The sequence below is a fragment of the Mycobacterium sp. NTMscope_MAC_12 genome (genome assembly GCF_976985675.1).
Genome location: NZ_CDRJYY010000001.1, coordinates 3868091 through 3891954, shown reverse-complemented (window position 1 = coordinate 3891954; position 23864 = coordinate 3868091). Strand labels below are relative to the sequence as shown.

Genomic DNA, 23864 nt, shown 5'->3' with positions numbered 1-23864 from the left:
TGGGTGGTACCGGCGGTATCGTCTAGCGCCATGGCGAAGAAGGCATCCGGGCGGTATTTCGCGGGGAAGCGGTGCTTTGTCACCGGGGCGGCCAGCGGCATCGGCCGCGCCACGGCGTTGCGGCTCGCCGCCCATGGCGCCGAGCTCTATCTGACCGACCGCGACTCCGAGGGTCTGGAATTGACCGTGGCCGACGCCCGCGCCCTGGGCGCGGAGGTCCCCGAGCATCGGTCGCTGGACATCGCCGACTACGACCAGGTGGCCGCGTTCGGCGCGGACATCCACGCCGCGCATCCGCCCATGGACCTGGTGCTCAACATCGCCGGCGTATCAGCCTGGGGCACCGTCGACCGGCTGACCCACCAGCAGTGGAGCAAGATGGTCGCCATCAACCTGATGGGTCCGATCCACGTCATCGAGACCTTCGTGCCGCCGATGGTGGCGGCCAAGCGGGGCGGCCATCTGGTCAACGTGTCCTCGGCGGCCGGGCTGGTCGCTTTGCCCTGGCACGCCGCCTACAGCGCCAGCAAGTACGGACTGCGCGGCGTCTCGGAGGTGCTGCGCTTCGACCTGGCCCGCCACCGCATCGGGGTGTCGGTCGTGGTTCCCGGCGCGGTGAACACGCCGCTGGTAGGGACCGTGGAGATCGCCGGCGTGGACCGCGAGGACCCCAACGTCGCCCGCTGGATACGGCGATTCGCCGGCCACGCCGTGTCGCCGGAGAAGGCCGCCGAGAAGATCCTGGCCGGGGTCACCAAGAACCGATACCTGATCTACACCTCGGCCGACATCCGGGCGCTCTACGCGTTCAAAAGGCTTGCGTGGTGGCCCTATAGCGTCGCGATGCGCCAGGTGAACGTGATCTTCACCCGCGCGCTGCGGCCCGCCCCGCCCAACCCGGCGCCGCTAGTCCGGCATGAGCAACTCCAGCCGCACCCCGAGCAAGCGGACCGGCCGGTCGAGGGAGAATAAATCCAGGACGCGCAACGCCGCGGCGACGATCGTGTCGCGATCGGTGGTGGGCGCGTCGAGTTTGCGAATCTTGGTGCGGGTGTAGAAGGTTGCGGTCCGCACGGTAACCGCCACCCGCGTCACCACCCGCGCTTCGGCCAGCACGTCGTCCAGCGCTTGCTCGGCCAAACCCGTTACGGCCGCGTCCATTTCGGCGCGATCGGTGAGGTCGCGGGGAAAGGTGACGACGTGGCTGCGCGAGCGCGGCACCCACGGCTCGGCGCTGACGTGGCTGTCGCCGCCGCCCTTGCCCAGCAGGAGCAGCCACAGCCCGGTGCGCGCCCCGAACGTGGCCGTCAACAACTCGGCGTCGCTGCCGGCCAGTTGCCACACCGTCGTGATCTCAAGGTCCGCAAGCTTTTTCGCCGTCTTGGGACCCACGCCCCACAGCGCGTCGACCGGACGGTCGGCCATCAGCGTCATCCAATTCGCATCGGTGAGCACGAAGATGCCGTCCGGCTTGGCAAAACCGGTGGCGACCTTGGCGCGCTGCTTGTTGTCGCTGATGCCCACCGAGCAGGACAGCCCGGTTTCCGAGGAGATGACGCTGCGGATGCGTTGTGCCGCCTCGGTGGGGTCCTCGGCGTGGACCGCGACGTAGGCCTCGTCCCAGCCCCACACCTCCACCGGATGTCCCAGATCCCGCAGCAGGCCCATCACTTGCCCCGATGCCGCGTCGTACGCGGCGGGGTCCGAGGGGAGGAAGGTCGCCTCGGGGCAGCGGCGGGCGGCGGCGCGTAGCGGCATGCCCGCGCGGACACCGAATTCCCGGGCCTCGTAGGAGGCGCAGGTGACGACCTTGCGCGGTTCGCTCGGATCGCCGTTGCCGCCGACGATGACGGGCAGCCCGGCCAGCTCGGGGCGACGGCGCAACTCGACCGAGGCCAGGAACTGATCGAGGTCCACGTGCAGGACCCAATCCCGTGCCGCGGTGGGCATTCCGGCGTTCACCGCCCGCAGAGCTTGCGCGCCAGGCTTTCCCACGCGTCGCCCAACGTCGCCAGGGTGTGACCGCGCTCGGTCAGCTGATGCTCGACGTAATCCACGTCCAGCAACGCGAGCAATGCGTCGGTCTGGGCATCGAGGTCGCCGGTGGTCTTCGCCGAGGCCAGCACCACGCGCACGTGCCTGCGCAGGACGGCGGCCGCCGGCGCGTGACGAGTCCGCGGGTCGCGGTTGGCCGCGGACAGCAGCGCGCGGTGGGTGTGGGCGAAGCACATCCGTTCCCGGCCGAAGGCCACGAGCCGATCCAACGGCGGGGCATCCGGCCCCAGCGGCGGCGGACCGAACAGGAACGCCTCCTGGCTGGCCCGTTCGTCCTCGTCGAGCAGCACCATCATCAGGCCGGCCCGGCTGCCGAACCGGCGGAACAGCGTGCCCTTGCCGACGCCGGCGGCCGCGGCGACGTCGTCCATGGTGACGGCGTCGGCCCCGCGCTCGGCGACCAGGCGGCGCGCCGCATCCAGCAGCAGCGCGCGGTTGCGCACGGCGTCGCCGCGCTCCCGCGCCGGCAGCTGCGGGATGCACACGGGCAGCTCGCCCGACCGTTCGACGTCGCTCACCCCTGCACTTTAACGCTCACGGAATAAATCGGACCACAGTCCGTTTAGGTCGTGGGAGGATGTATACCAACGACCGAAGGGAACTGCGAGAAGTGGCAATCACAATCTTGGCGTTAGTGGGAAGCCTGCGGGCGGCGTCGATCAACCGTCAGATCGCCGAATTGGCGCGGGCCGTCGCCACCGACGGCGTCACCGTCACGCTCTTCGAAGGGCTCGGTGACCTGCCGTTCTACAACGAGGAGATCGACGACGCGATGAACGCCGACGCGCCGCCGCTGGCTCCGGTGGCCGCGTTGCGCGCCGCGGCGGCCGACGCCGACGCCGCTCTGGTGGTCACCCCCGAGTACAACGGCAGCATTCCGGCGGTCGTCAAGAACGCGATCGACTGGCTGTCGCGCCCCTTTGGCGACGGCGCGCTGAAAGGCAAGCCGCTGGCGGTCATCGGGGGATCCTTCGGCCGGTACGGCGGGGTGTGGGCGCACGACGAGACCCGCAAGTCCTTCGGCATCGCCGGCGCGCGGGTCGTCGAGTCGATCAAACTGTCCGTGCCGTTCACCACGCTGGAAGGCAGGGCCCCCGCCGAGGATGCCGAGCTCTCGGCGAACGTGCGCGATGTGGTGGGCAAGCTCGCCGCCGAAGCCGGCTGATTGGCCGAAGTCGACAAGCCGGCCGGGAGGCGACCAGCGAGGTTGTCGTTGCCGAATAGCCAAAGCCGCCAGCGTCGTCTGGCGGCTTTGCTAGCTGTCGGTGTGCGCGCCGCGGGCGGCGGGGCGAAACCGGGTTGTCGGTGGCCGCTGCTATACCCATACACGGAGGCGCCTTCGTCTCGGCGTGTGATCTGCGACACGCCGGGGCGGGTGTCTGAATTTGTTCGACACAGGCCTTACGACCAGGGAATTTCAGAAATGTTATTCAGAACATCTTGTATCTCGACATCTTGTCAGCCACTAGGTGTAGTGTTTCGATGCACCGGCGGATCCCAGGATCGCCAAGCCAGCCAGGCTCGGTGAACCCCCGAAATCGGCGCGAAGTGGTCGAAGACAGGTCTTCGGCACTGGTCGCCGCACGACGGGAATCTGGGCGCCTGCCGGATCGCTGAACCTAGCAAAGACGCAGTCCAAAAGTAGTTGCCAGTCCATTGGGTCCCCCTCTTCCGCAAAGGAGCGGCATTCTATGAGCATCACCGTGTACACCAAGCCGGCATGCGTGCAGTGCAGCGCCACCTACAAGGCGCTGGACAAGCAGGGCATCGTCTACGACAAGGTCGACATCACGTTGGACTCCGAGGCGCGTGATTACGTGATGGCGCTGGGCTACCTGCAGGCTCCCGTCGTGGTGGCGGGCAACGACCACTGGTCGGGATTCCGGCCCGATCGCATCAAGGCGCTCGCCGCGGTGGAACTCAGCGCGTAAGGCAAGACGTTAGGTAAGGAGGTTGCGGCACCCATGGGGCGCAACCTGGTCTATTTCTCCTCCGTGTCGGAGAACACCCACCGCTTCGTGGAGAAGCTGGGGATTCCCGCCACGCGGATACCGCTGCACGGCCGTATCGAGGTGGACCAGCCCTACGTCCTGGTGCTGCCCACCTACGGCGGCGGCCGGGCGACTCCTGACCTCAACGCCGGCGGCTATGTCCCCAAACAGGTCATCGCCTTTTTGAACAATGAACACAACCGTTCGTTGATCCGCGGCGTCATCGCCGCGGGCAACAACAACTTCGGCGCCGAATTCGCCTACGCGGGTGACGTGATCTCGCGCAAGTGCGGCGTTCCGTACCTCTACCGCTTCGAACTAATGGGAACCCAGGACGACGTGGATGCCGTCCGCGCGGGCTTAGCCGATTTCTGGAAGGAACAGACGTGTCAACAACCGTCGCTGCAGAGCCTGTAACCACCGGAGCCCACGCGTTGCCGGGGGAGACGGACTATCACGCGCTCAACGCGATGCTGAATCTGTACGACGCGGACGGCAAGATCCAGTTCGACAAGGACCGCGAGGCCGCGCACCAGTACTTCCTGCAGCACGTCAACCAGAACACGGTGTTCTTCCACAATCAGGACGAGAAGCTCGACTACCTGATCAAGGAGAACTATTACGAGCGCGAGGTCCTCGACCAGTACAGTCGCAACTTCGTCAAGACGCTGCTGGACCGGGCCTACGCCAAGAAGTTCCGTTTCCCGACGTTCCTGGGGGCGTTCAAGTACTACACCTCCTACACACTGAAGACGTTCGACGGGAAGCGTTACCTCGAGCGCTTCGAGGACCGCGTCGTCATGGTGGCGCTGACGCTGGCCTCCGGTGACACCATCCTGGCCGAAAAGCTCGTCGACGAGATCATCGACGGCCGTTTCCAGCCGGCCACCCCGACGTTTTTGAACTCGGGCAAAAAGCAGCGCGGGGAACCGGTGAGCTGCTTTCTGCTGCGCATCGAAGACAACATGGAGTCCATCGGGCGATCGATCAACTCCGCGCTGCAGCTGTCCAAGCGTGGCGGGGGAGTTGCGTTGCTGCTGAGCAACATTCGCGAGCACGGCGCCCCGATCAAGAACATCGAGAACCAGTCCTCGGGCGTCATCCCGATCATGAAGCTGCTCGAGGACTCGTTCTCCTACGCCAACCAGCTCGGTGCCCGCCAGGGCGCGGGCGCGGTGTACCTGCACGCGCACCACCCGGACATCTACCGGTTCCTGGACACCAAGCGCGAGAACGCCGACGAGAAGATCCGCATCAAGACGCTGAGCCTGGGCGTGGTGATCCCGGACATCACCTTCGAGCTGGCCAAGAAGAACGAGGACATGTACCTGTTCTCGCCGTATGACGTCGAGCGTGTCTACGGTCTGCCGTTCGCCGACATCTCGGTCACCGAGAAGTACTACGAGATGGTCGACGATGCCCGCATTCGCAAGACCAAAATCAAAGCGCGCGAGTTCTTCCAGACGCTGGCCGAGCTGCAGTTCGAATCCGGCTACCCGTACATCATGTTCGAGGACACGGTGAACCGGGCCAACCCGATCGACGGCAAGATCACCCACTCGAACCTGTGCTCGGAGATCCTGCAGGTCTCCACGCCGTCGGTGTTCAACGACGACTTGTCGTATGCCAAAGTGGGCAAGGACATTTCGTGCAACCTGGGGTCGCTGAACATCGCCAAGACGATGGACTCGCCCGACTTCGCGCAGACCATCGAGGTGGCGATCCGCGCGCTGACGGCGGTGAGCGATCAGACGCACATCACCTCGGTGCCCTCAATCGAGCAGGGCAACAACGAGTCCCACGCAATCGGGCTCGGCCAGATGAACCTGCACGGCTACCTGGCCCGCGAGCGCATCCACTATGGCTCAGAAGAGGGCGTCGACTTCACCAACATCTACTTCTACACCGTGCTCTACCACGCGCTGCGCGCGTCGAATCGCATTGCGATCGAACGGGGAAGCAAGTTCGGTGGCTTCGAGAAGTCGAAGTACGCCTCGGGTGAGTTCTTCGACAAGTACACCGAACAGGTGTGGGAGCCGGCCACCCCGCGGGTCCGGAAGATCTTCGCCGAGGCGGGCATTCGCATTCCGACGCAAGACGATTGGCGGCGGCTGAAGGAGTCGGTGCAGACGCACGGCATCTACAACCAGAACCTGCAGGCCGTCCCGCCGACGGGGTCGATCAGCTACATCAACCACTCGACCAGCTCGATCCATCCGGTGGCGAGCAAGATCGAGATCCGCAAGGAAGGCAAGATCGGCCGCGTCTACTACCCGGCGCCGTATCTGACCAACGACAACCTGGAGTACTACCAGGACGCCTACGAGATCGGCTACGAGAAGATCATCGACACCTACGCCGCGGCGACGCAGCACGTGGATCAGGGACTGTCGCTGACGCTGTTCTTCAAGGACACCGCCACCACCCGCGACGTGAACAAGGCGCAGATCTACGCCTGGCGCAAGGGAATCAAGACGCTGTACTACATCCGCTTGCGCCAGCTGGCGTTGGAGGGAACAGAGGTCGAGGGCTGCGTGTCCTGCATGCTGTAGGGCACCGACGCACTCTCGGGGAGTGCTTTAGAGGTTGTCGGCGCCCCAGCCGGCAAGCCGGTGTTCGCGCTCGGCGGCATCGATGTCTTCGACCCTCGTCATGATCGACCAGCGGTGCCCGAAGGGGTCGACGATTGAGCCGAACCGGTCGCCGGTGACGAAGGTCTGGGCCGCCTCGCGTACCGTCGCGCCCGCCCTCTGGGCCCGCGCCAACACGTCGTCGACGTCGGTGCAGTACAACGCCATCGAATGGGTCACCGATTCTGTCCGGCCGGGGGCTTCGAGGTGATAGCCGGGGTTGGGATCGGCCAGTTGCAACCTGCCGTGGCCGAAGTCCAGCTCCGCGTGCGCGATCGTGTCATTCGGCCCGGCCATCTTCTCGACGAGTGTCGCACCGAAGACGTCGACGTAAAAGTTGATGGCGGCTTCGGCGCCATCGACGACCAAGAACGGGGTCAAACTCGTGTAGCCCTCGGGAATCGGTTGCTCAGTCATGGCAACCAGCTTGGCTAGATTCGTGATGTGCAGGCTTGGAAAAACGCGCCACAGGCGATTGGTCCACAGCCGGGCGTGGTCGGGCGCGCGGGGAGCGCAACGGCGTTCGACCTCCGTCGCCAAGCGCCGTCGGAGGCCGCCGCCAAATTCGTCGAGCATTTTTGGTCGGTGTGCTGGGATCTGACCGGCCAGCCGCCGCGTGAAAGCCAAGTGATCACTTTCCCGTCGATCAACCTCAGCCACGAGTGGGGCACCGACTCCCCGCGCCATGGATTCGCTTTGCCCGCCACCCTGGTACACGGTGTCGTCGAGAGGGTCTTCACCATCACGTTGTCGGGGCGCGGTGCGGTTGTCGGTGCGCGTTTCCGCGCCGGCGGGTTCGCCGCCCGATTCGGACGCGACGCGGCTGCGCTGACCGGCCGAATCGTTCGAGTCGACGATGACTTGTTCAGCGGTCCAATGCTTTTCGATGACGACATCGAGCTCGCCGCCGCGCAACTGGACACGGCGATCGGCGCCGCAACGGTCTCCGACCCGACCTACGAGGCCCTCACGGCGCTGCTACGGCGGATGCACGACGACGACGCTTTGCACCGCGTGGAACAAGTGATGGCTTGCTCGCCGTGGAGCGCGCGAACCACTCAGCGCGTGTTCCGGCGCTACGTCGGTGTGCCGGTCAAATGGGTGCTGTGCCGTTACCGCCTGCAGCAAGCTGCGTTGGCGATCGAGAGCGATCGTCGCGTCGACTTCGCCGAGCTGGCCGTCCGCCTCGGCTGGTACGACCAGGCGCACTTCACCAACGAGTTCCGGTCGATGCTCGGCTGCAGCCCCGGGGAGTACGCCCAGCGGCACCGTTAACCGCGGTGTCCTCGTCCCGCCAGTCTGCCCAGGTCAGAAGCCGCGACGGGGTAAAGTGCGTTTCGTGGTGAGAATGCCTCGACCCTCTAGGCCCCACCCGGCCGCCAAGCCGGGGGCCAAGGTCGACGCGCGCAGCGAACGCTGGCGCGAGCACCGCAAGAAAGTGCGCAGCGACATCGTCGACGCGGCGTTCCGCGCCATCGACCGGCTCGGACCCGAACTGTCCGTGCGGGAAATCGCCGAAGAGGCCGGCACCGCCAAACCGAAGATCTACCGGCATTTTCACGACAAGTCCGACCTGTTCCAGGCGATCGGGGAGCGGCTGCGCGACATGTTGTGGACGGCGATCTTTCCATCCATCGACCTGAAGACCGACTCGGCTCGCGAGGTGATCCGGCGCGCCGTCGAGGAGTACGCCAACCTGGTCGACAAGCACCCCAACGTGCTGCGGGTCTTCATCCAGGGCCGTTCCGCGGCAAGCCCACAGATCCTCAACGAGGGCCGAGGTATCACCCTGGCCGTGGCCGACATGTTCGACAACGAGCTCCGCGAGATGGAGCTGGACCACGCGGCCGTCGAGCTGGCCGGGCATGCGGCGTTCGGCTCGGCCGCGTCGGCCACCGAGTGGTGGCTGGGTCCCGACCCCGACAGCCCTCTTCGCATGCCGCGCGAGCAATTCGTGGCCCACCTCACGACGATCATGATGGGGGTCATCGTCGGCACCGCCGAGGCGCTCGGCATCCGCATGGACCCTGACCAGCCGATCCACAGCGTGGTCCCGGCCAACCGCGCCGCGGGCTGACCTTTGGCACGTTGACATCGCCCTGGCGATCGTCAACACTCGTCCCAACCGATACCCTGGGTACTGGGTATCTGCGCCAGCGGGGCGGCTACGGCCGAGGATGCCAGCGAGCGCCGACCCGAGACTGGCCCGACGAGAAAGACCGATCGACCGTGACCGACGTCGTGACACACACCGAGACCGCACCCGTCCCCGCGGCCAAGGCCCCGAAGCCCGTCCACACCCGCGCCGTCATCATCGGGACCGGGTTCTCCGGCCTGGGGATGGCCATCGCGCTGCAGAAGCAGGGGGTGGGCTTCGTCATCCTGGAAAAGGCCGACGACATCGGCGGCACCTGGCGTGACAACAGCTATCCCGGGTGCGCCTGCGACATCCCGTCGCACCTGTATTCGTTTTCGTTCGAGCCCAAGCCGGACTGGAAGAACCCGTTCTCCTATCAGCCCGAGATCTGGGACTACCTCAAGGGGGTCACGGAGAAGTACGGGCTGCGCCGCTACATGGAGTTCAACTCGTTGGTGGACCGGGCGCACTGGGACGATGAGGAGCACCGCTGGCACGTGTTCACCGCCGACGGGCGTGAATACGTCGCGCAGTTCCTGATTTCGGGTGCCGGCGCGCTGCACATCCCGTCCATGCCCGACATCGAGGGTCGCGACGAATTCGCCGGTGCCGCTTTCCATTCCGCGGAGTGGGACCACAGCATCGACCTGACCGGCAAGCGGGTGGCGGTGATCGGGACCGGCGCCAGCGCGATCCAGATCGTGCCGGAGATCGTCGGGCAGGTCGCCGAACTTCAGCTCTACCAACGCACCCCGCCGTGGGTGGTGCCGCGCTCGAACCCCGAGATCCCGCCGGCGGTGCGCCGCGCCATGGAGAACGTGCCCGGCCTGCGGGCGCTGGTGCGACTGGCCATCTACTGGGGCCAGGAGGCGCTGGCCTTCGGAATGACCAAGCGGCCCAACCTGCTCAAGTTCATCGAGGCGTACTGCAAGTACAACATTCGTCGATCGGTCAAGGATCGGGAGTTGCGCCGCAAGCTGATTCCCAACTACCGCGTCGGGTGCAAGCGAATCCTGAACTCCTCCACCTATTACGGGGCGGTGGCCGACCCGAAGACCGAACTGGTCACCGACCACATTTCGCGGATCACGTCCGACGGCATCGTCACCGTCGACGGCACGCACCGGAAAGCCGATGTCATCGTGTACGCCACCGGTTTTCACGTCACCGACTCCTACACCTACGTCCAGATCAAGGGCCTGCACGGCGAGGATCTGGTGGACCGCTGGAATCGCGAGGGCATCGGCGCCCACCGCGGGATCACCGTCGCCGATGTGCCCAACCTGTTCTTTCTGCTGGGCCCCAACACCGGGCTGGGGCACAACTCGGTGGTGTTCATGATCGAGTCCCAAATCCGTTACGTCGCCGACGCGATCGCCACCTGCGACAAGCTGGGCGCGCAGGCGCTCGCCCCGACCCGCGCCGCCCAGGACGCGTTCAACGACGAGCTGCAGCGCAGGCTGGGCCCGTCGGTGTGGAACAGCGGCGGCTGCAGCAGCTGGTATCTGGACGAGCACGGCAAGAACACCGTGCTGTGGGGCGGCTACACCTGGGAGTACTGGCGGGCGACCCGCTCGGTCAAGCCTGCGGAATACCAGTTCTACGGCGTCAGCACGGGCAGGCACGCGGCCCCCGTGCGAAGTTGAACCACACCGTTTGGGGGTTTTGGCCGCCGCCCGGCGTTACAGTTTCAGGGAAATGAGCGCCTATCAGACCGTCGTGGTCGGCACCGATGGCTCGGACTCGTCGCTGCGCGCGGTGGATCGCGCAGCGGCGATCGCCGCGGATCACGGCGCGAAACTGATCGTTGTGACGGCGCATCTCCCCGTCCCCCAGGAACGCGGCCGCTACGCCATCCCGCCGGGGAGCGACCACGGCCAGGACTATCGGACGGTTGGGGAGGCCCCGTACTACGCGATCCTGCAGAACGCCAAGGAACGGGCGCACCAAGCGGGGGCCAGGAACGTGGAGGAGCGGTCGATCGTGGGTGCCCCGATCAACGTGCTGGTGCAGCTGGCCGAGGAGGTCGGCGCCGACCTGATGGTGGTGGGCAACGTCGGGCTCAACAGCGTCGCCGGGCGGCTGCTGGGATCGGTCCCGTCCGAGGTCTCCCGCAGGGTCAAGACCGATGTCCTGATCGTCCACACCGCCAACTGAACCATCGCTTCGAATCAGTTGAGCAGCTCCGTGAAGGCGCGCGCGGCCGCGTCGACGCCGGCGGCGTCGTCGGTGGCCACGAGATCCAGTAGCAGGCCGCGGATTACGGCCAATCCCAACCTGGCCAGGGCGGGGTCGGACGCGGCGCCGGCGACGGTCGCGGCCTCTTCCAGCCACCCGTCGACGGCGCCGGGAACCATTGCGGCAAAAGGCTTTTCGCCCTGGGCGGCGCGGGCGTAACACTCGAAGAAGAGACGCTCGAACTGTCGCAGTTCGGGCCGACGGAGATCTGCCCACATGGCGGCGAAGCTCTCGGCCGGGTCGGTGGGCAGTTCGGCCAGCAGCCCCATCTGGCGGCGCTCGACCTCCTCGACGATCGCCACAAGCATGTCTTCACGAGAACCGAAGTGGTGCAACAACATTCGGTGGCTCGTGCCGACCGCGTCGGCCACCGCGCGCAGCGACCGGTCGCCGATGCCACCGGCGGCGAACTCGGTGACGAGGGCATCGAGGAGTTGGCGGCGCCGCTCGGTGTCAGGGGTGCGCGCCATCGGCGCGGCTGAGTTGCTCGGAGCGGGCCTTGAGGCCTTCGGCCTCGAGTTTGAGGTATCGCTGGGTCATCGATCGCATGAGCCGTCCGACGAGGGCGCCGAGCACGCCGTTCTGGTCGATGCGCTGGCGCACCAGGGTGCCCCCGCCCGGCTGGGGGATCACGTCGTGGCGGGCGCTGGCCGTCGCGCCGGGAGCGCGCTGCACCCACGTCCAGGACGTCCCCGGGTCGAGTTCGGTGATCGTCCACACCAACTTCGACATGCGTGGCTGTTTGATCGCGAACCGCCCGCCGACGGCGAGGCCGGGCCCGTCCACCGCGGCCAGCGACGTCACCGACGCCGTCCATTCGGGCCAGCGCTCGACGTCGCTGAAGACCTTCCATACCAGGTGCGCCGGCGCGTCGATCTCGACGCTGTCTTCGGTAATCATGTACCAAATGGTACATCTTGTGCCCGGTTTTGCCCACGCCGCGCCGGCCGACGCGCGCATACTGGAGAAGGAAGTAAATCCGGCGGCCCGCGGGCGTCCGCGACACGCACAAACACAACTTCTTGTGTTGCGCTCGGTTGTCGTACCCCAGGGGTAGTGTCTGGAGCCTGACGTCCCTCAGGCAAAACGGCGTGTGAAGCGGGGTTCTGGTGACCGAGAACATGAAGCTGATTGACCGCGTTTCGGCGATCAACTGGAACCGGCTGCAGGACGAAAAGGACGCGGAGGTGTGGGACCGGCTCACCGGCAACTTCTGGTTGCCCGAGAAGGTGCCGGTGTCCAACGACCTGCCGTCGTGGGGCACCCTGACCGCCCACGAAAAGCAGATGACCATGCGGGTGTTCACCGGCCTGACGTTGCTGGACACCATCCAGGGCACGGTCGGGGCGGTCAGCCTCATTCCCGACGCGCTGACCCCGCACGAGGAGGCCGTCTACACCAACATCGCGTTCATGGAGTCGGTGCACGCGCGCAGCTACAGCAACATCTTCTCCACGCTGTGCTCGACGGCCGAGATCGACGACGCGTTCCGCTGGTCGGAGGAGAACCCCAACCTGCAGCGCAAGGCCGAGATCGTCATGCAGTACTACAAGGGCGACGAACCGCTCAAGCGCAAGGTCGCCTCCACGCTGCTGGAGAGCTTCCTCTTCTACTCCGGCTTCTACCTGCCGATGTACTGGTCGAGCCGGGCCAAGCTGACCAACACCGCCGACATGATCCGGCTGATCATCCGCGACGAGGCCGTCCACGGCTACTACATCGGCTACAAGTACCAGCGCGGCCTGGCGCTGGTCGACGACGCACGCAAGCAGGAGCTCAAGGACTACACCTACGAATTGCTCTTCGAGCTCTACGACAACGAGGTGGAATACACCCAGGACCTCTACGACGAGGTCGGGCTCACCGAGGACGTCAAGAAGTTCCTGCGCTACAACGCCAACAAGGCGCTGATGAACCTCGGCTACGAGGCGCTGTTCCCGCGCGACGAGACGGACGTGAACCCGGCGATCCTCTCGGCGCTCTCACCCAACGCCGACGAGAACCACGACTTCTTCTCCGGTTCGGGCTCGTCGTACGTGATCGGCAAGGCCGTCGTCACCGAGGACGAGGACTGGGACTTCTGAGCTGAGCGGTTTGTGAACGCCGCGTGAATTGTGGCCGGGGCGCGGCGGCCCGGTGGCGCCGGCGACCGAATAGCCGGGACACTGGTGGGCGTGGCGATTACCCCATCCTCTACGGCCGCTTTTTTCCGTTCGGTGATCCAGTGGCTGCAATGCGGCTACCCCGACGGCGTCCCCGGACCCGATCGCGTCCCGCTGTTGGAGCTGCTGCGCAGCACGCCCCTGACCGAGGACCAGATCAAGGAAGTCGTCGACGCGATTGACGAGGAAACCAAGCCGGGCGACGAGATCAACCGCGACGTGATCGCCGATTTCATCTCCGACATGACCCACTACGACGCCGGTCCGGAGAACATCGCGCGGGTGGCGGCCCGGCTGGCCGCCGCGGGTTGGCCGCTGGCGGGCATCACGCACCCGACCGACGCGGCCGAGGACCCCGGCGCGGCCAACGGCAAGCCCGAACCGGCCCCCAACACGGTTTCCTGAGCCGCTACAGCTTCGAGATGTCGATGACGAAGCGGTAGCGGACGTCGCTGGCCAGGACGCGCTCGTAGGCCTCGTTGATGTAGTCGGGGTCGATGACCTCGATTTCGGGCGTGACGTTGTGTTCGGCGCAGAAGTCCAGCATCTCCTGGGTCTCGGCGATCCCGCCGATGTTCGACCCGGACAGGCTGCGGCGCGCCAGCGCCAGCGGGAACGCCCCCACCTCCATGGGGTGCTCGGGGATGCCCAATTCGACGAGGGTGCCGTCGACGTCGAGCAGGCTCAGGTAGTCGTTGAGATTCAGGTTCGCCGAGACGGTGTTGAGCATCAGGTCGAAGCTGCTGCGCAACTTCTTGAAGGTCTCGCGGTCGGCGGTGGCGTAGTAATGCTTGGCGCCCAACCGCAGCCCGTCTTCCATCTTCTTCAGCGACTGCGACAGCACGGTGACCTCGGCGCCCATCGCCGCGCCCAGCTTGACGCCCATGTGCCCCAGACCGCCCAGGCCGATGATCGCCAGTCGCGTGCCAGGCCCGGCCTTCCAGTGCCGCAGCGGAGAGAACAGCGTGATGCCGGCGCACAGCAGCGGCGCCGCCTTGTCCAGCGGCAGCGAGTCGGGGATGCGCAAGACGAAGTTCTCGTCGACGACGACCGCCTGGCTGTAGCCGCCCTGCGTCGACGTGCCGTCCTTGTCGATCGAGTTGTAGGTGAAGGTCGCGCCGTTCTTGCAGTACTGCTCGAGCCCGGCGTCGCAGCTGCTGCACTGGCCGCAGGAGTTCACCATGCAACCCACACCGACGTGGTCGCCCACCTTGAACTTGGTGACCTCGGCGCCGACCTCGGTCACGACGCCGGCGATCTCGTGGCCCACGACCACGGGGTAATTCGGTGTGCCCCATTCGCCTTTGGCCGTGTGGATGTCGGAGTGGCAGATGCCGGCGAACCTGATGTCGATGGCCACGTCGCGCGGGCCCGGGTCGCGCCGCTCGATGGTGGTCTTGGTCAGCGGTCCGGTCGCCGACGTGGCGGCGTATGCCGAAACAGTGCGCATGAATTTCCCTCTTCGGTCTGATGGCTTCGACCAAAATTTTAGCTAGGGTAACGTTCTTCCGCCAACTATCGGGGCGAACATCACGTTCCGACGACCGTGCCCGGCGTCAGTTGATGGGGGCGTTCACCAGGCGCAGGTCGTCGACGATGCCGCGGGCAGCGATCAACCCCTCGCCGGTTTGCCAGATCTCGTCGTTGACGACATAGACCCGGTTGTCGCGGTTGGCGGACAGCTTGCGCCACGGGCCGCTGTCGAGGACCGTGGCGGCCCGATCGGCGGCCGCCGGGGAGGCGCACGACAGGTACACCACGTCGGCGTCGGCGATCGACAGATCCGGGTCCTTCGCGAGATCCGCGTCGGTGGCGCCGATCTCGACGTAGGGCTTGTCGGTGAACCGCTGCGCGGCCGGCCGGTCCACGCCGACCGACCCGAGCACGCTGGCCGGGAAGTTGTTGGCGCCGTAGACCCGGATCGTCCCGGTGGTCAGCTGCACGATCGACGCCTGAAAGTGGGAGGCGTCATGCCGCGCGCCCACGTCGGTGGCCCGTTGCGCAAACCCGCTGAGCAACGCGTCCATCGCGGTGCCGCGCGCGGTGGCGGCGCCGACGGCGCGCAGGTTGTCCTCCCAGGCTGCGCCCGGTGCGCCGGTGAACACCGTGGGGGCGATCGCCGCCAGCTGCGGATACAACGTGGGCGTCAACCCCTGGGAGCCCAGGATCAGGTCGGGGTGGGCGGCCTCGATCGCCTTCACGTCCGGGTGCGACCGCGTCCCCGCGCCGGGCACACCGTGCACCGCACCACCCAAATACGGGGGCTGACCCGGCGAGCCGTCCGGCAACGCGGCGGCGACCACCCGCGATTGCAGGCCCAGCGCGCACAACGCGTCGAGCTGGTCGCCGGAGAGCACCACGATGCGCCGCGGGTCGGCGGGCACCTGCACCACGTCCGGCTCGACCCCGGCGGCGTTGTGGACCCGCCGCTTCGCGGCCCCCGAGTCGGCCTCGGCGGCGTCGCGGGCGCACGAATCGTCAGGCCGGCGGTCGTTTCCCAGCACGCCGGCCCCCGCGATCTGCGTGGTGGGGGTGACCAGCGAACGGACCGGCGGCGTGGCGGCGCGCTTGTCGGATCCGCAACCGGCGCACGCCGCGACGACCGCCGCCGTCACCGCGGTGGCAACAGCTATCCGGGAGGCCAGCCCGGCGGGTCTGATCACGCCGAACAACACGCGTCAGACGCTAACATCCGGCCCGCGTGGCGATCGCGAGCGCGGCGGAGCCGGGCGAAGCGGGTCGCCACCATCGACCCGCGTGGCGATCGCGAGCGCGGCGGAGCCGGGCGAAGCGGGTCGCCACCATCGACCCCTGCCGGCGCCGCGCCGAAGGACACGCCGCACCGCCGACGCGTTTACGACAGTTTGTAGGACCAGCCCTGACGTCGCCATGATCGACGGCTAAGATTCCTCTCAATAGTGATGTTGGGCCAGTGTCCGATCCGGATGTTTGGAGAAGCTGTTGACAGCCGAAGCGCCCCCTTTGGGAGAACTCGAGGCCGTTCGTCCGTACCCGGACCGCATGGGCCCCAAAGGGAACCTCGTCTACAAACTGATCACGACCACCGATCACAAGCTGATCGGCGTGATGTACACCGTCACCTGCTTCGCCTTCTTCTTCATCGGCGGGCTGATGGCGTTGCTGATGCGCACCGAGCTGGCCGCTCCCGGGCTGCAGTTCCTGTCCAACGAGCAGTTCAACCAGCTGTTCACCATGCACGGCACGATCATGCTCCTGCTGTACGCCACCCCGGTGGTGTTCGGATTCGCCAACCTGGTGCTGCCGCTGCAGATCGGCGCGCCCGACGTGGCGTTCCCGCGGCTGAACGCCTTCTCGTACTGGTTGTTCCTGTTCGGCGGGCTGATCGCGGCGTCCGGCTTCATCGTCCCGGGCGGGGCCGCCGACTTCGGCTGGACCGCCTACACGCCGCTGTCTGACGCCGTCCACTCGCCCGGCGCCGGGGGAGACCTGTGGATCACCGGGCTGATCCTCGCCGGTCTGGGCACCATCCTGGGTGGGGTCAACATGATCACCACCGTGGTGTGCATGCGCGCGCCCGGCATGACGATGTTCCGGATGCCGATCTTCACCTGGAACATCCTGGTGACCTCGATCCTGATCCTGATCGCGTTCCCGATCCTGACCGCGGCGCTGTTCGGGCTGGCCGCCGACCGTCACCTGGGCGCCCATATCTACGACGCGTCCAACGGCGGAGTCCTGTTGTGGCAACACCTGTTCTGGTTCTTCGGCCATCCCGAGGTGTACATCATCGCCCTGCCGTTCTTCGGGATCGTCACCGAGATCTTCCCGGTGTTCTCGCGCAAGCCGGTCTTCGGCTACACCACGCTGGTGTACGCGACCCTGTCGATCGCCGCCCTGTCGGTCGCGGTGTGGGCGCACCACATGTTCGCCACCGGAGCCGTTCTGCTGCCGTTCTTTTCGTTCATGACGTACCTGATCGCGGTGCCCACCGGGATCAAGTTCTTCAACTGGATCGGCACGATGTGGAAGGGGCAGTTGACCTTTGAGACGCCGATGCTGTTTTCGATCGGCTTCCTACTCACCTTCCTGCTTGGTGGCCTGACCGGCGTGCTGCTGGCCAGCCCGCCGCTGGACTTCCACGTCACCGACAGCTACTTCGTCGTCGCCCACTTCCACTACGTGCTGTTCGGCACCATCGTGTTCGCGACGTATGCGGGCATCTATTTCTGGTTCCCGAAGATGACCGGCCGGCTGCTCGACGAGCGGCTGGGCAAGCTGCACTTCTGGTTGACGTTCATCGGGTTCCACACCACGTTCCTGGTCCAGCACTGGCTGGGTGACCTGGGCATGCCCCGCCGCTACGCCGACTACCTGCCCAGCGACGGCTTCCAGCCCTACAACATCGCCTCGACGGTGGGCGCCTTCATCCTGGGCGCCTCGATGTTCCCGTTCGTCTGGAACGTCTTCAAGAGCTGGCGCTACGGCGAGGTCGTCACCGTCGACGACCCATGGGGCTACGGCAACTCTCTGGAATGGGCGACCAGCTGCCCGCCGCCGCGGCACAACTTCACCGAGCTGCCCCGAATCCGTTCGGAGCGGCCGGCATTCGAGTTGCACTACCCGCACATGGTGGAGCGGCTGCGCGCCGAGGCGCATGTGGGCCGGGCGCACGGGCCCGCGGACAAGGACGTCACCAGGCTGGACGACGTCCAGGTTCGCAGCTGATGGCCTGACGGGCGGCTGTCGGGAGTGAACTCACCACCCAAGGTGTCGGTGCTGATCACCGTCACCGGCGTGGACCAACCGGGCGTGACCGCGTCCCTCTTCGAGGCGCTGTCGCGGCACGGGGTCGAGCTGCTCAATGTCGAACAGGTGGTGATCCGGCACCGCCTGACGCTCGGCGTGCTGGTGTGCTGCCCGGCGGCCGTCGCCGACGGCGCCGAACTGCGTCACGATGTCGAGTCGGCCATCCACAAGGTGGGCCTGGACGTCAGCATCGAGCGCAGCGACGACGTGCCGATCATCCGGGACCCCTCGACGCACACCATTTTCGTGCTGGGCCGGCCCATCACGGCCGGGGCGTTCGGCGCGGTGGCCCGCGAGGTGGCCGCGCTGGGCGTCAACATCGACCTGATTCGCGGCGTCTCGGATTATCCGGTGACCGGCTTGGAGTTGCGGGTCTCGGTGCCGCCCGGTGCCGACGGCCGGCTGCGGACCGCGCTGAACCGGGTGTCCAGCGAGGAGCACGTCGACGTCGCCGTCGAGGACTTCACGCTGGAACGGCGGGCCAAGCGGCTCATCGTGTTCGACGTGGACTCGACGCTGGTGCAGGGCGAGGTCATCGAGATGCTGGCGGCGAGGGCGGGTGCCGAGGGCAAGGTCGCCGCGATCACCGACGCCGCGATGCGCGGCGAGCTGGACTTCGCCCAGTCGCTCGAGCAGCGGGTCGCGACGCTGGCGGGCTTGCCCGCGACGGTGATCGACGAGGTCGCCGACCAGCTGGAGCTGATGCCGGGGGCGCGGACCACGCTGCGGACGCTGCGGCGGTTGGGTTACGCGTGCGGCGTGGTGTCCGGGGGTTTCCGCCGGATCATCGAGCCGCTGGCCGAGGAGCTGATGCTGGACTATGTCGCCGCCAACGAGCTGGAGATCGTCGACGGCACCCTCACCGGCCGGGTGATCGGTCCCATCGTCGACCGGGCCGGAAAGGCCACGGCGCTAAGGGAATTCGCGCAGCATGCCGGGGTCCCGATGGCGCAGACCGTCGCCGTGGGCGACGGCGCCAACGACATCGACATGCTGGCCGCCGCGGGGCTGGGGATCGCGTTCAACGCCAAGCCGGCGCTGCGTGAAGTGGCCGACGCGTCGTTGAGCCACCCCTACCTGGACACGGTGCTGTTCCTGCTGGGCATCACCCGGGGCGAAATCGAGGCCGCCGACGCGGTCGACGGCGAGGTGCGCCGGGTGGAAATCCCGCCCGAGTAGCTCGCGCTCGCCGGGCATACGGCACGATGGTCGGGTGCCCGAAAACGGAAGCGAGGCAGCCGACCCCGATCTGCTGATCGAGTTGCGCGAGGTGTCGCTCCAGCGCGGCGGCAACGTCCTGGTCGGGCCGCTGGATTGGGCGGTCGAACTCGACGAGCGCTGGGTCATCGTCGGGCCCAACGGGGCGGGCAAGACGTCGCTGCTGCGGATCGCCGCGGCGGCCGAACATCCCTCGTCCGGCGTGGCTTTCGTGCTCGGTGAGCGGCTGGGCCGGGTCGACGTGACGGAGTTGCGTTCCCGCATCGGCCTCAGTTCCTCGGCGCTGGCGCAGCGCGTGCCCGGCGACGAGGTGGTGCGCGATCTCGTCGTCTCCGCCGGCTACGCGGTGCTGGGCAGGTGGCGCGAGCGCTACGAAGACGTCGACTACCGCCGGGCGATCGACATGCTGGAGAGCCTCGGCGCCGAGCATCTGGCGGACCGCACCTACGGCACGCTGTCGGAAGGCGAACGCAAGCGGGTGCTGATCGCCCGCGCGCTGATGACCGACCCCGAACTGCTGCTGCTCGACGAGCCCGCCGCCGGCCTGGACCTGGGCGGGCGCGAGGAGCTGGTGGCGCGCCTGGCCGACCTGGCCGCCGACCCCGACGCGCCCGCGCTGGTGCTGGTCACCCATCACGTCGAGGAGATCCCGCCCGGGTTCAGTCACTGCATGCTGCTCGCCGAAGGCGAGGTGGTGGCCGCGGGATTGCTCACCGACGTGCTGACCGCGGAGAATCTGTCCACCGCTTTCGGCCAAGCGATCGCCCTCGACGTCGTCGACGGGCGCTACTTCGCGCGGCGAGTCCGCACCCGCGCAGCCCACCGGAGGCAGCTATGACGTCACCCGAGGAAACCCCGCTCGTCCCCAGGCCGGCGGCGACCGTGATGCTGGTCCGCGACACGGGCCCCGGACTGGGCGTCTTCCTGATGCGCCGGCACGCCAAGATGGAGTTCGCCGCGGGGACGATGGTGTTCCCCGGCGGCGGCGTCGACGACCGCGACCGCAACGCCGATATCGCATGGGCCGGACCGGCGCCGGAGTGGTGGGCGCAGCGCTTCGGCATCGAACCCGACCTGGCCGAGGCGCTGGTCTGCGCCGCGGCCCGCGAGACCTTCGAGGAGTCCGGGGTGCTGTTTGCCGGCCCGGCGGGCCGGGGCCGTGCGGCGCCGGACAGTATCGTCGGCGACGCGTCGGTGTACGGCGACGCCCGCCGGGCGCTGGCCGACGGGACGTTGTCGTTCGCGGACTTCTTGCGGCGCGAGAAGCTGGAGCTGCGCTCGGACCTGTTGCGGCCGTGGGCCAACTGGGTCACCCCGGAGGCCGAGCGCACCCGCCGCTACGACACCTATTTCTTCGTGGGGGCCCTGCCGGAGGGGCAGCGCGCCGACGGTGAGAACACCGAATCCGACCGCGCGGGCTGGACGACGCCGGAGGCGGCCATCGCCGACTTCTCGGCCGGTCGCAGCTTCCTGCTGCCGCCAACCTGGACGCAGCTGGACTCGCTGGCCGGGCGGACCGTCGCCGAGGTGCTGGCCGTGGAACGCCAGATCGTCCCGGTGCAGCCGCACCTCGAGATCCAGGGCGACAACTGGGTTTTCGAGTTCTTCGATTCCGACCGCTACCACCAGGCGCGGGAAGCGGGCGGGCTGGGATGGCGGCATTGAGCGAGTTCGTCAGCGTCGTGGTCAGCGACGGCTCGCAGGACGCCGGGCTGGCCATGCTGCTGCTGTCGCGGCCCCCGACCAACGCGATGACCCGCCAGGTCTACCGCGAGGTCATCGCGGCGGCCGAGGAATTGGGGCGGCGCGACGATGTCGCGGCCGTCATCCTGTTCGGCGGCCACGAGATTTTCTCCGCCGGCGACGACATGCCCGAACTGCGTACGCTGCGGGGTGCCGAAGCCGAGACCGCGGCCCGGGTCCGGCAGGAGGCCATCGACGCGGTCGCAGCCATCCCCAAGCCGACCGTGGCGGCCATCACCGGCTACGCGTTGGGCGCCGGGCTCACGCTGGCGCTGGCCGCCGATTGGCGCATCAGCGGTGACAACGTGAAGTTCGGCGCGACCGAAATCCTGGCCGGGCTGGTGCCCGGCGGCGACGCGATGGCCCGCCTGACCCGGGCCGCCGGGGCCAGCAAGGCCAAGGAGCTGGTGTTCAGCGGGCGATTCTTCGACGCCGAAGAGGCCCTGGCGTTGAACCTCATCGACGAAATGGTGGCCCCCGATGACGTGTACGACGCCGCCGCGGGATGGGCGCGCCGTTTCCTCGAGGGTCCGCGGCACGCGCTGGCCGCCGCCAAGGCCGGAATCAACGACGTGTTCGACCTGGGGCGCCCCGAGCGCCTCGCCGCCGAACGCCGCCGCTACGCCGAGGTGTTCTCCGCTGGTCAGGGCGGTGGCGATCGGGCGGATCCCGGCGGCCGTTAGGCTGCCCTGCATGACGAGTTCGACCGACGCCGTGCCGACGCCTCACGCCACCGCCGAACAGGTGGAGGCCGCCCGGCACGACAGCAAGCTGGCCCAGGTCCTCTACCACGACTGGGAGGCCGAAACCTATGACGAGAAGTGGTCGATCTCCTATGACCAGCGCTGCATCGACTACGCGCGCGGCCGTTTCGACGCCATCGTGCCCGACGAGGTGCTCCGTGACCTGCCGTACGACCGGGCCCTCGAATTGGGCTGTGGCACAGGCTTTTTCCTGCTGAACCTGATCCAGTCCGGGGTCGCGCGCCGCGGGTCGGTGACCGACCTGTCGCCGGGCATGGTCAAGGTCGCCACCCGCAACGGGCAGTCCCTGGGCCTGGACATCGACGGCCGGGTCGCCGACGCCGAGGGCATCCCGTATGAAGACAACACCTTCGACCTGGTCGTCGGGCACGCCGTGCTGCACCACATTCCCGACGTCGAGCTGTCGCTGCGCGAGGTGATCCGGGTGCTGCGCCCGGGCGGACGGTTCGTCTTTGCCGGCGAACCGACCAGCGCCGGCGACGTCTACGCCCGCGAGCTGTCCACGCTGACCTGGCGGATCGCCACCAACGTCACCAAGCTGCCCGGCCTGGGCAGCTGGCGGCGCCCGCAGGCCGAGCTCGATGAATCCTCCCGGGCCGCGGCGCTGGAGGCCATCGTCGACCTGCACACCTTCACGCCCGGTGACCTGGAGCGGATGGCCGCCAACGCCGGCGCCACCGAGGTGCGGACCGTCAGCGAGGAGTTCACCGCCGCGATGTTCGGTTGGCCGGTGCGCACCTTCGAGGCGTCGGTGCCGGCCGGGCGGCTGGGGTGGGGCTGGGCGAAATTCGCCTTCAACGGCTGGAAAGCCCTGAGCTGGGCGGACGCCAACGTGTGGCGGCGCGTGGTGCCGAAGGGCTGGTTCTACAACGTGATGGTGACCGGGGTCAAACCCTCCTGAGCGGTGGGCTGCGGTTCAGCGCCGACGATGTCGGCTACCTGCGGTCGCAAGCCGGCGCCGCGGCGCTGGCGACCGTCGCCGAACTCGAGCTGACGGACGCCACCCGGGTCGCCGACGTCGCCGCGGCCCGCGCCCACTTCGGCGACCGGGCGGCGGTGCTGGTGGAGACGGTCCTGTTGCGCCGCCGCGCCGTGGAGAAACTGAGCGGGCCGGGCTTCGCGGTGTCGGACTGGCTGTTCACCGACGAGGCGCTGCAGCAAGCCACCGCCGCGCCGGTGGCGCTGCACCGGGCCGGGCGGCTGGCCGAGGGCGGACCGGACGTCGTGGTGCACGACGCGACCTGTTCGATCGGCACCGAGCTGGCCGCGCTGCGCGGCCGCGGGATCACGGCGGTGGGCAGCGATCTCGACTCCGTGCGGCTGGCCATGGCCCGCCACAACCTGGGGCCGGTGGGGCTCTGCCGCGCCGACGCGCTGCACCCGGTCACCCGCGACGCCGTGCTCGTCGTCGATCCTTCGCGACGTGCGCAGGGGCGGCGGCGCCTGCGCATCGACGACTATCAGCCCGGGCTGGCCGCGTTGCTCGACGCCTACCGTGATCGGGATTTCGCCGTAAAGTGCGCTCCGGGAATCGATTTCGACGAGGTTCGTCGCCTCGGGTTCGACGGAGAGATCGAGGTGACGTCCTATCGCGGCTCGGTGCGGGAAGCGTGTCTGTGGTCGGCGGGGCTGGCGCGGCCCGGCGTCACCCGGCGGGCGAGCGTCCTCGACCGCGACGAGCAGCTCACCGACGCCGACCCCGATGACTGCCCGGTGCGGCCGGTCGGGCGGTGGATCGTCGACCCGGACGGCGCGGTGGTCCGGGCCGGGCTGGTGCGCCACTACGGCGCGCGGCACGGGCTGTGGCAGCTCGATCCCGACATCGCCTATCTCTCGGGCGATCGGCTGCCGGCCGCGGTGCGAGGCTTCGAGGTGATCGAGCAGCTGGTCTTCGACGAACGACGGCTCCGGCAGGCGTTGTCGGCGCTGGACTGCGGGTCGTTGGAGGTATTGGTCCGCGGGGTGCGGGTGGACCCTGACGCGTTGCGCAAACGGATGCGGCTGCGCGGCGACCGACCGCTGTCGGTGGTCATCACCCGCATCGGTGCACGCGCCTCCGGTCGCGCGATGGCGTTCGTTTGCCGGGCGTCCCGGTAGCGCCGGGTACGCTGGCGGCGGTTACTTTTCCGGTCACACCC

Annotated in this window: 25 protein-coding genes; 18 read left to right on the top strand and 7 right to left on the bottom strand. The window is 67.7% G+C overall.

What is annotated here, in order from left to right:
* The first annotated feature begins 30 nt into the window (after positions 1–30).
* Positions 31–972 carry an SDR family oxidoreductase gene (locus AC0KS4_RS17880; RefSeq protein ID WP_225326507.1) on the top strand — a complete coding sequence of 314 codons (942 nt, stop codon included), beginning with the start codon at positions 31–33 and terminating at the stop codon, positions 970–972.
* On the opposite strand, the gene AC0KS4_RS17875 is transcribed toward AC0KS4_RS17880, so the two are convergent.
* Both AC0KS4_RS17875 and AC0KS4_RS17870 read right to left on the bottom strand, forming a co-directional pair.
* Positions 907–1950: a DNA polymerase IV gene (locus AC0KS4_RS17875; protein WP_238957352.1), complete on the bottom strand. Its 1044-nt coding sequence runs from the start codon at positions 1948–1950 to the stop codon at positions 907–909. The genes AC0KS4_RS17880 and AC0KS4_RS17875 overlap by 66 nt on opposite strands.
* An 8-nt stretch (positions 1951–1958) precedes the next feature.
* Positions 1959–2573: a TetR/AcrR family transcriptional regulator gene (locus tag AC0KS4_RS17870; protein WP_225326508.1), complete on the bottom strand. Its 615-nt coding sequence runs from the start codon at positions 2571–2573 to the stop codon at positions 1959–1961.
* Positions 2574–2632: 59 nt separating this feature from the next.
* Here AC0KS4_RS17870 and AC0KS4_RS17865 point away from each other — a divergent pair, with 59 nt between their 5' ends.
* From AC0KS4_RS17865 to nrdE, 4 genes are all read left to right on the top strand, one after another.
* A complete protein-coding gene (locus AC0KS4_RS17865; protein ID WP_225326509.1) occupies positions 2633–3220 on the top strand; it encodes an NAD(P)H-dependent oxidoreductase in 588 nt (195 codons plus the stop codon).
* 526 nt (positions 3221–3746) lie between these two features.
* Positions 3747–3986: a redoxin NrdH gene (locus AC0KS4_RS17860; RefSeq protein ID WP_064936759.1), complete on the top strand. Its 240-nt coding sequence runs from the start codon at positions 3747–3749 to the stop codon at positions 3984–3986.
* A 33-nt stretch (positions 3987–4019) separates the two neighbouring features.
* Entirely contained in the window at positions 4020–4463 is a 444-nt protein-coding gene (nrdI, locus tag AC0KS4_RS17855; RefSeq protein WP_225326510.1) for a class Ib ribonucleoside-diphosphate reductase assembly flavoprotein NrdI, read from the top strand.
* Between the two features lie 17 nt (positions 4464–4480).
* A complete protein-coding gene (gene nrdE, locus AC0KS4_RS17850) occupies positions 4481–6598 on the top strand; it encodes a class 1b ribonucleoside-diphosphate reductase subunit alpha (RefSeq protein ID WP_238957351.1) in 2118 nt (705 codons plus the stop codon).
* A gap of 27 nt (positions 6599–6625) precedes the next feature.
* Here the strand turns inward: nrdE and AC0KS4_RS17845 are convergent, their stop codons facing one another.
* Positions 6626–7093 (bottom strand): VOC family protein, encoded by a 468-nt coding sequence (locus tag AC0KS4_RS17845; protein WP_238956567.1) that lies wholly within the window; start codon positions 7091–7093, stop codon positions 6626–6628.
* A 27-nt stretch (positions 7094–7120) separates the two neighbouring features.
* Here AC0KS4_RS17845 and AC0KS4_RS17840 point away from each other — a divergent pair, with 27 nt between their 5' ends.
* From AC0KS4_RS17840 to AC0KS4_RS17825, 4 genes are all read left to right on the top strand, one after another.
* A complete protein-coding gene (locus AC0KS4_RS17840) occupies positions 7121–7951 on the top strand; it encodes a helix-turn-helix domain-containing protein (protein ID WP_225326512.1) in 831 nt (276 codons plus the stop codon).
* Positions 7952–8024: 73 nt separating this feature from the next.
* The gene (locus AC0KS4_RS17835; RefSeq protein ID WP_255640590.1) at positions 8025–8753 is read left to right on the top strand and encodes a TetR/AcrR family transcriptional regulator; all 729 of its coding nucleotides are present in this window, start codon (positions 8025–8027) and stop codon (positions 8751–8753) included.
* A gap of 152 nt (positions 8754–8905) precedes the next feature.
* Positions 8906–10459 (top strand): flavin-containing monooxygenase, encoded by a 1554-nt coding sequence (locus AC0KS4_RS17830; RefSeq protein WP_238956566.1) that lies wholly within the window; start codon positions 8906–8908, stop codon positions 10457–10459.
* A 52-nt stretch (positions 10460–10511) separates the two neighbouring features.
* The gene (locus AC0KS4_RS17825; protein ID WP_225326515.1) at positions 10512–10970 is read left to right on the top strand and encodes a universal stress protein; all 459 of its coding nucleotides are present in this window, start codon (positions 10512–10514) and stop codon (positions 10968–10970) included.
* A gap of 14 nt (positions 10971–10984) precedes the next feature.
* Here AC0KS4_RS17825 and AC0KS4_RS17820 read toward each other — a convergent pair whose 3' ends face one another.
* Complete coding sequence (locus tag AC0KS4_RS17820) at positions 10985–11521, bottom strand: TetR family transcriptional regulator (protein ID WP_238956565.1); 537 nt, start codon at positions 11519–11521, stop codon at positions 10985–10987.
* On the bottom strand, positions 11505–11951 hold the full coding sequence (locus AC0KS4_RS17815) for an SRPBCC family protein (RefSeq protein WP_238956564.1): 447 nt from the start codon (positions 11949–11951) through the stop codon (positions 11505–11507). Before AC0KS4_RS17815 ends, AC0KS4_RS17820 begins: the two co-directional genes overlap by 17 nt.
* A 209-nt stretch (positions 11952–12160) precedes the next feature.
* Here AC0KS4_RS17815 and nrdF point away from each other — a divergent pair, with 209 nt between their 5' ends.
* Both nrdF and AC0KS4_RS17805 read left to right on the top strand, forming a co-directional pair.
* Positions 12161–13135: a class 1b ribonucleoside-diphosphate reductase subunit beta gene (gene nrdF / locus AC0KS4_RS17810; RefSeq protein WP_225326518.1), complete on the top strand. Its 975-nt coding sequence runs from the start codon at positions 12161–12163 to the stop codon at positions 13133–13135.
* A 132-nt stretch (positions 13136–13267) separates the two neighbouring features.
* Positions 13268–13618 (top strand): DUF3349 domain-containing protein, encoded by a 351-nt coding sequence (locus tag AC0KS4_RS17805; protein WP_225326589.1) that lies wholly within the window; start codon positions 13268–13270, stop codon positions 13616–13618.
* A gap of 4 nt (positions 13619–13622) precedes the next feature.
* Here AC0KS4_RS17805 and AC0KS4_RS17800 read toward each other — a convergent pair whose 3' ends face one another.
* Both AC0KS4_RS17800 and AC0KS4_RS17795 read right to left on the bottom strand, forming a co-directional pair.
* Complete coding sequence (locus AC0KS4_RS17800) at positions 13623–14663, bottom strand: NAD(P)-dependent alcohol dehydrogenase (protein ID WP_238956563.1); 1041 nt, start codon at positions 14661–14663, stop codon at positions 13623–13625.
* Between the two features lie 106 nt (positions 14664–14769).
* Complete coding sequence (locus tag AC0KS4_RS17795; RefSeq protein ID WP_425326325.1) at positions 14770–15888, bottom strand: iron-siderophore ABC transporter substrate-binding protein; 1119 nt, start codon at positions 15886–15888, stop codon at positions 14770–14772.
* Positions 15889–16174: 286 nt separating this feature from the next.
* Here AC0KS4_RS17795 and ctaD point away from each other — a divergent pair, with 286 nt between their 5' ends.
* Genes ctaD through AC0KS4_RS17760 form a run of 7 tightly spaced genes read left to right on the top strand, consistent with a single transcriptional unit; the run spans position 16175 to position 23823 of the window.
* A complete protein-coding gene (gene ctaD, locus AC0KS4_RS17790) occupies positions 16175–17920 on the top strand; it encodes an aa3-type cytochrome oxidase subunit I (protein WP_225326521.1) in 1746 nt (581 codons plus the stop codon).
* Positions 17921–17944: 24 nt separating this feature from the next.
* Positions 17945–19180 carry a phosphoserine phosphatase SerB gene (gene serB / locus AC0KS4_RS17785; RefSeq protein WP_238956562.1) on the top strand — a complete coding sequence of 412 codons (1236 nt, stop codon included), beginning with the start codon at positions 17945–17947 and terminating at the stop codon, positions 19178–19180.
* Between the two features lie 16 nt (positions 19181–19196).
* A complete protein-coding gene (locus AC0KS4_RS17780; RefSeq protein ID WP_238957349.1) occupies positions 19197–20057 on the top strand; it encodes an ABC transporter ATP-binding protein in 861 nt (286 codons plus the stop codon).
* A complete protein-coding gene (locus AC0KS4_RS17775) occupies positions 20054–20884 on the top strand; it encodes an NUDIX hydrolase (protein WP_238956561.1) in 831 nt (276 codons plus the stop codon). The genes AC0KS4_RS17780 and AC0KS4_RS17775 overlap by 4 nt, the downstream gene beginning before the upstream one ends.
* On the top strand, positions 20881–21645 hold the full coding sequence (locus AC0KS4_RS17770) for an enoyl-CoA hydratase (protein WP_238956560.1): 765 nt from the start codon (positions 20881–20883) through the stop codon (positions 21643–21645). Before AC0KS4_RS17775 ends, AC0KS4_RS17770 begins: the two co-directional genes overlap by 4 nt.
* A gap of 10 nt (positions 21646–21655) precedes the next feature.
* Positions 21656–22627 carry a class I SAM-dependent methyltransferase gene (locus AC0KS4_RS17765; protein ID WP_225326526.1) on the top strand — a complete coding sequence of 324 codons (972 nt, stop codon included), beginning with the start codon at positions 21656–21658 and terminating at the stop codon, positions 22625–22627.
* Positions 22585–23823: a THUMP-like domain-containing protein gene (locus tag AC0KS4_RS17760; RefSeq protein WP_225326590.1), complete on the top strand. Its 1239-nt coding sequence runs from the start codon at positions 22585–22587 to the stop codon at positions 23821–23823. The genes AC0KS4_RS17765 and AC0KS4_RS17760 overlap by 43 nt, the downstream gene beginning before the upstream one ends.
* The last annotated feature ends 41 nt before the right edge of the window (positions 23824–23864 follow it).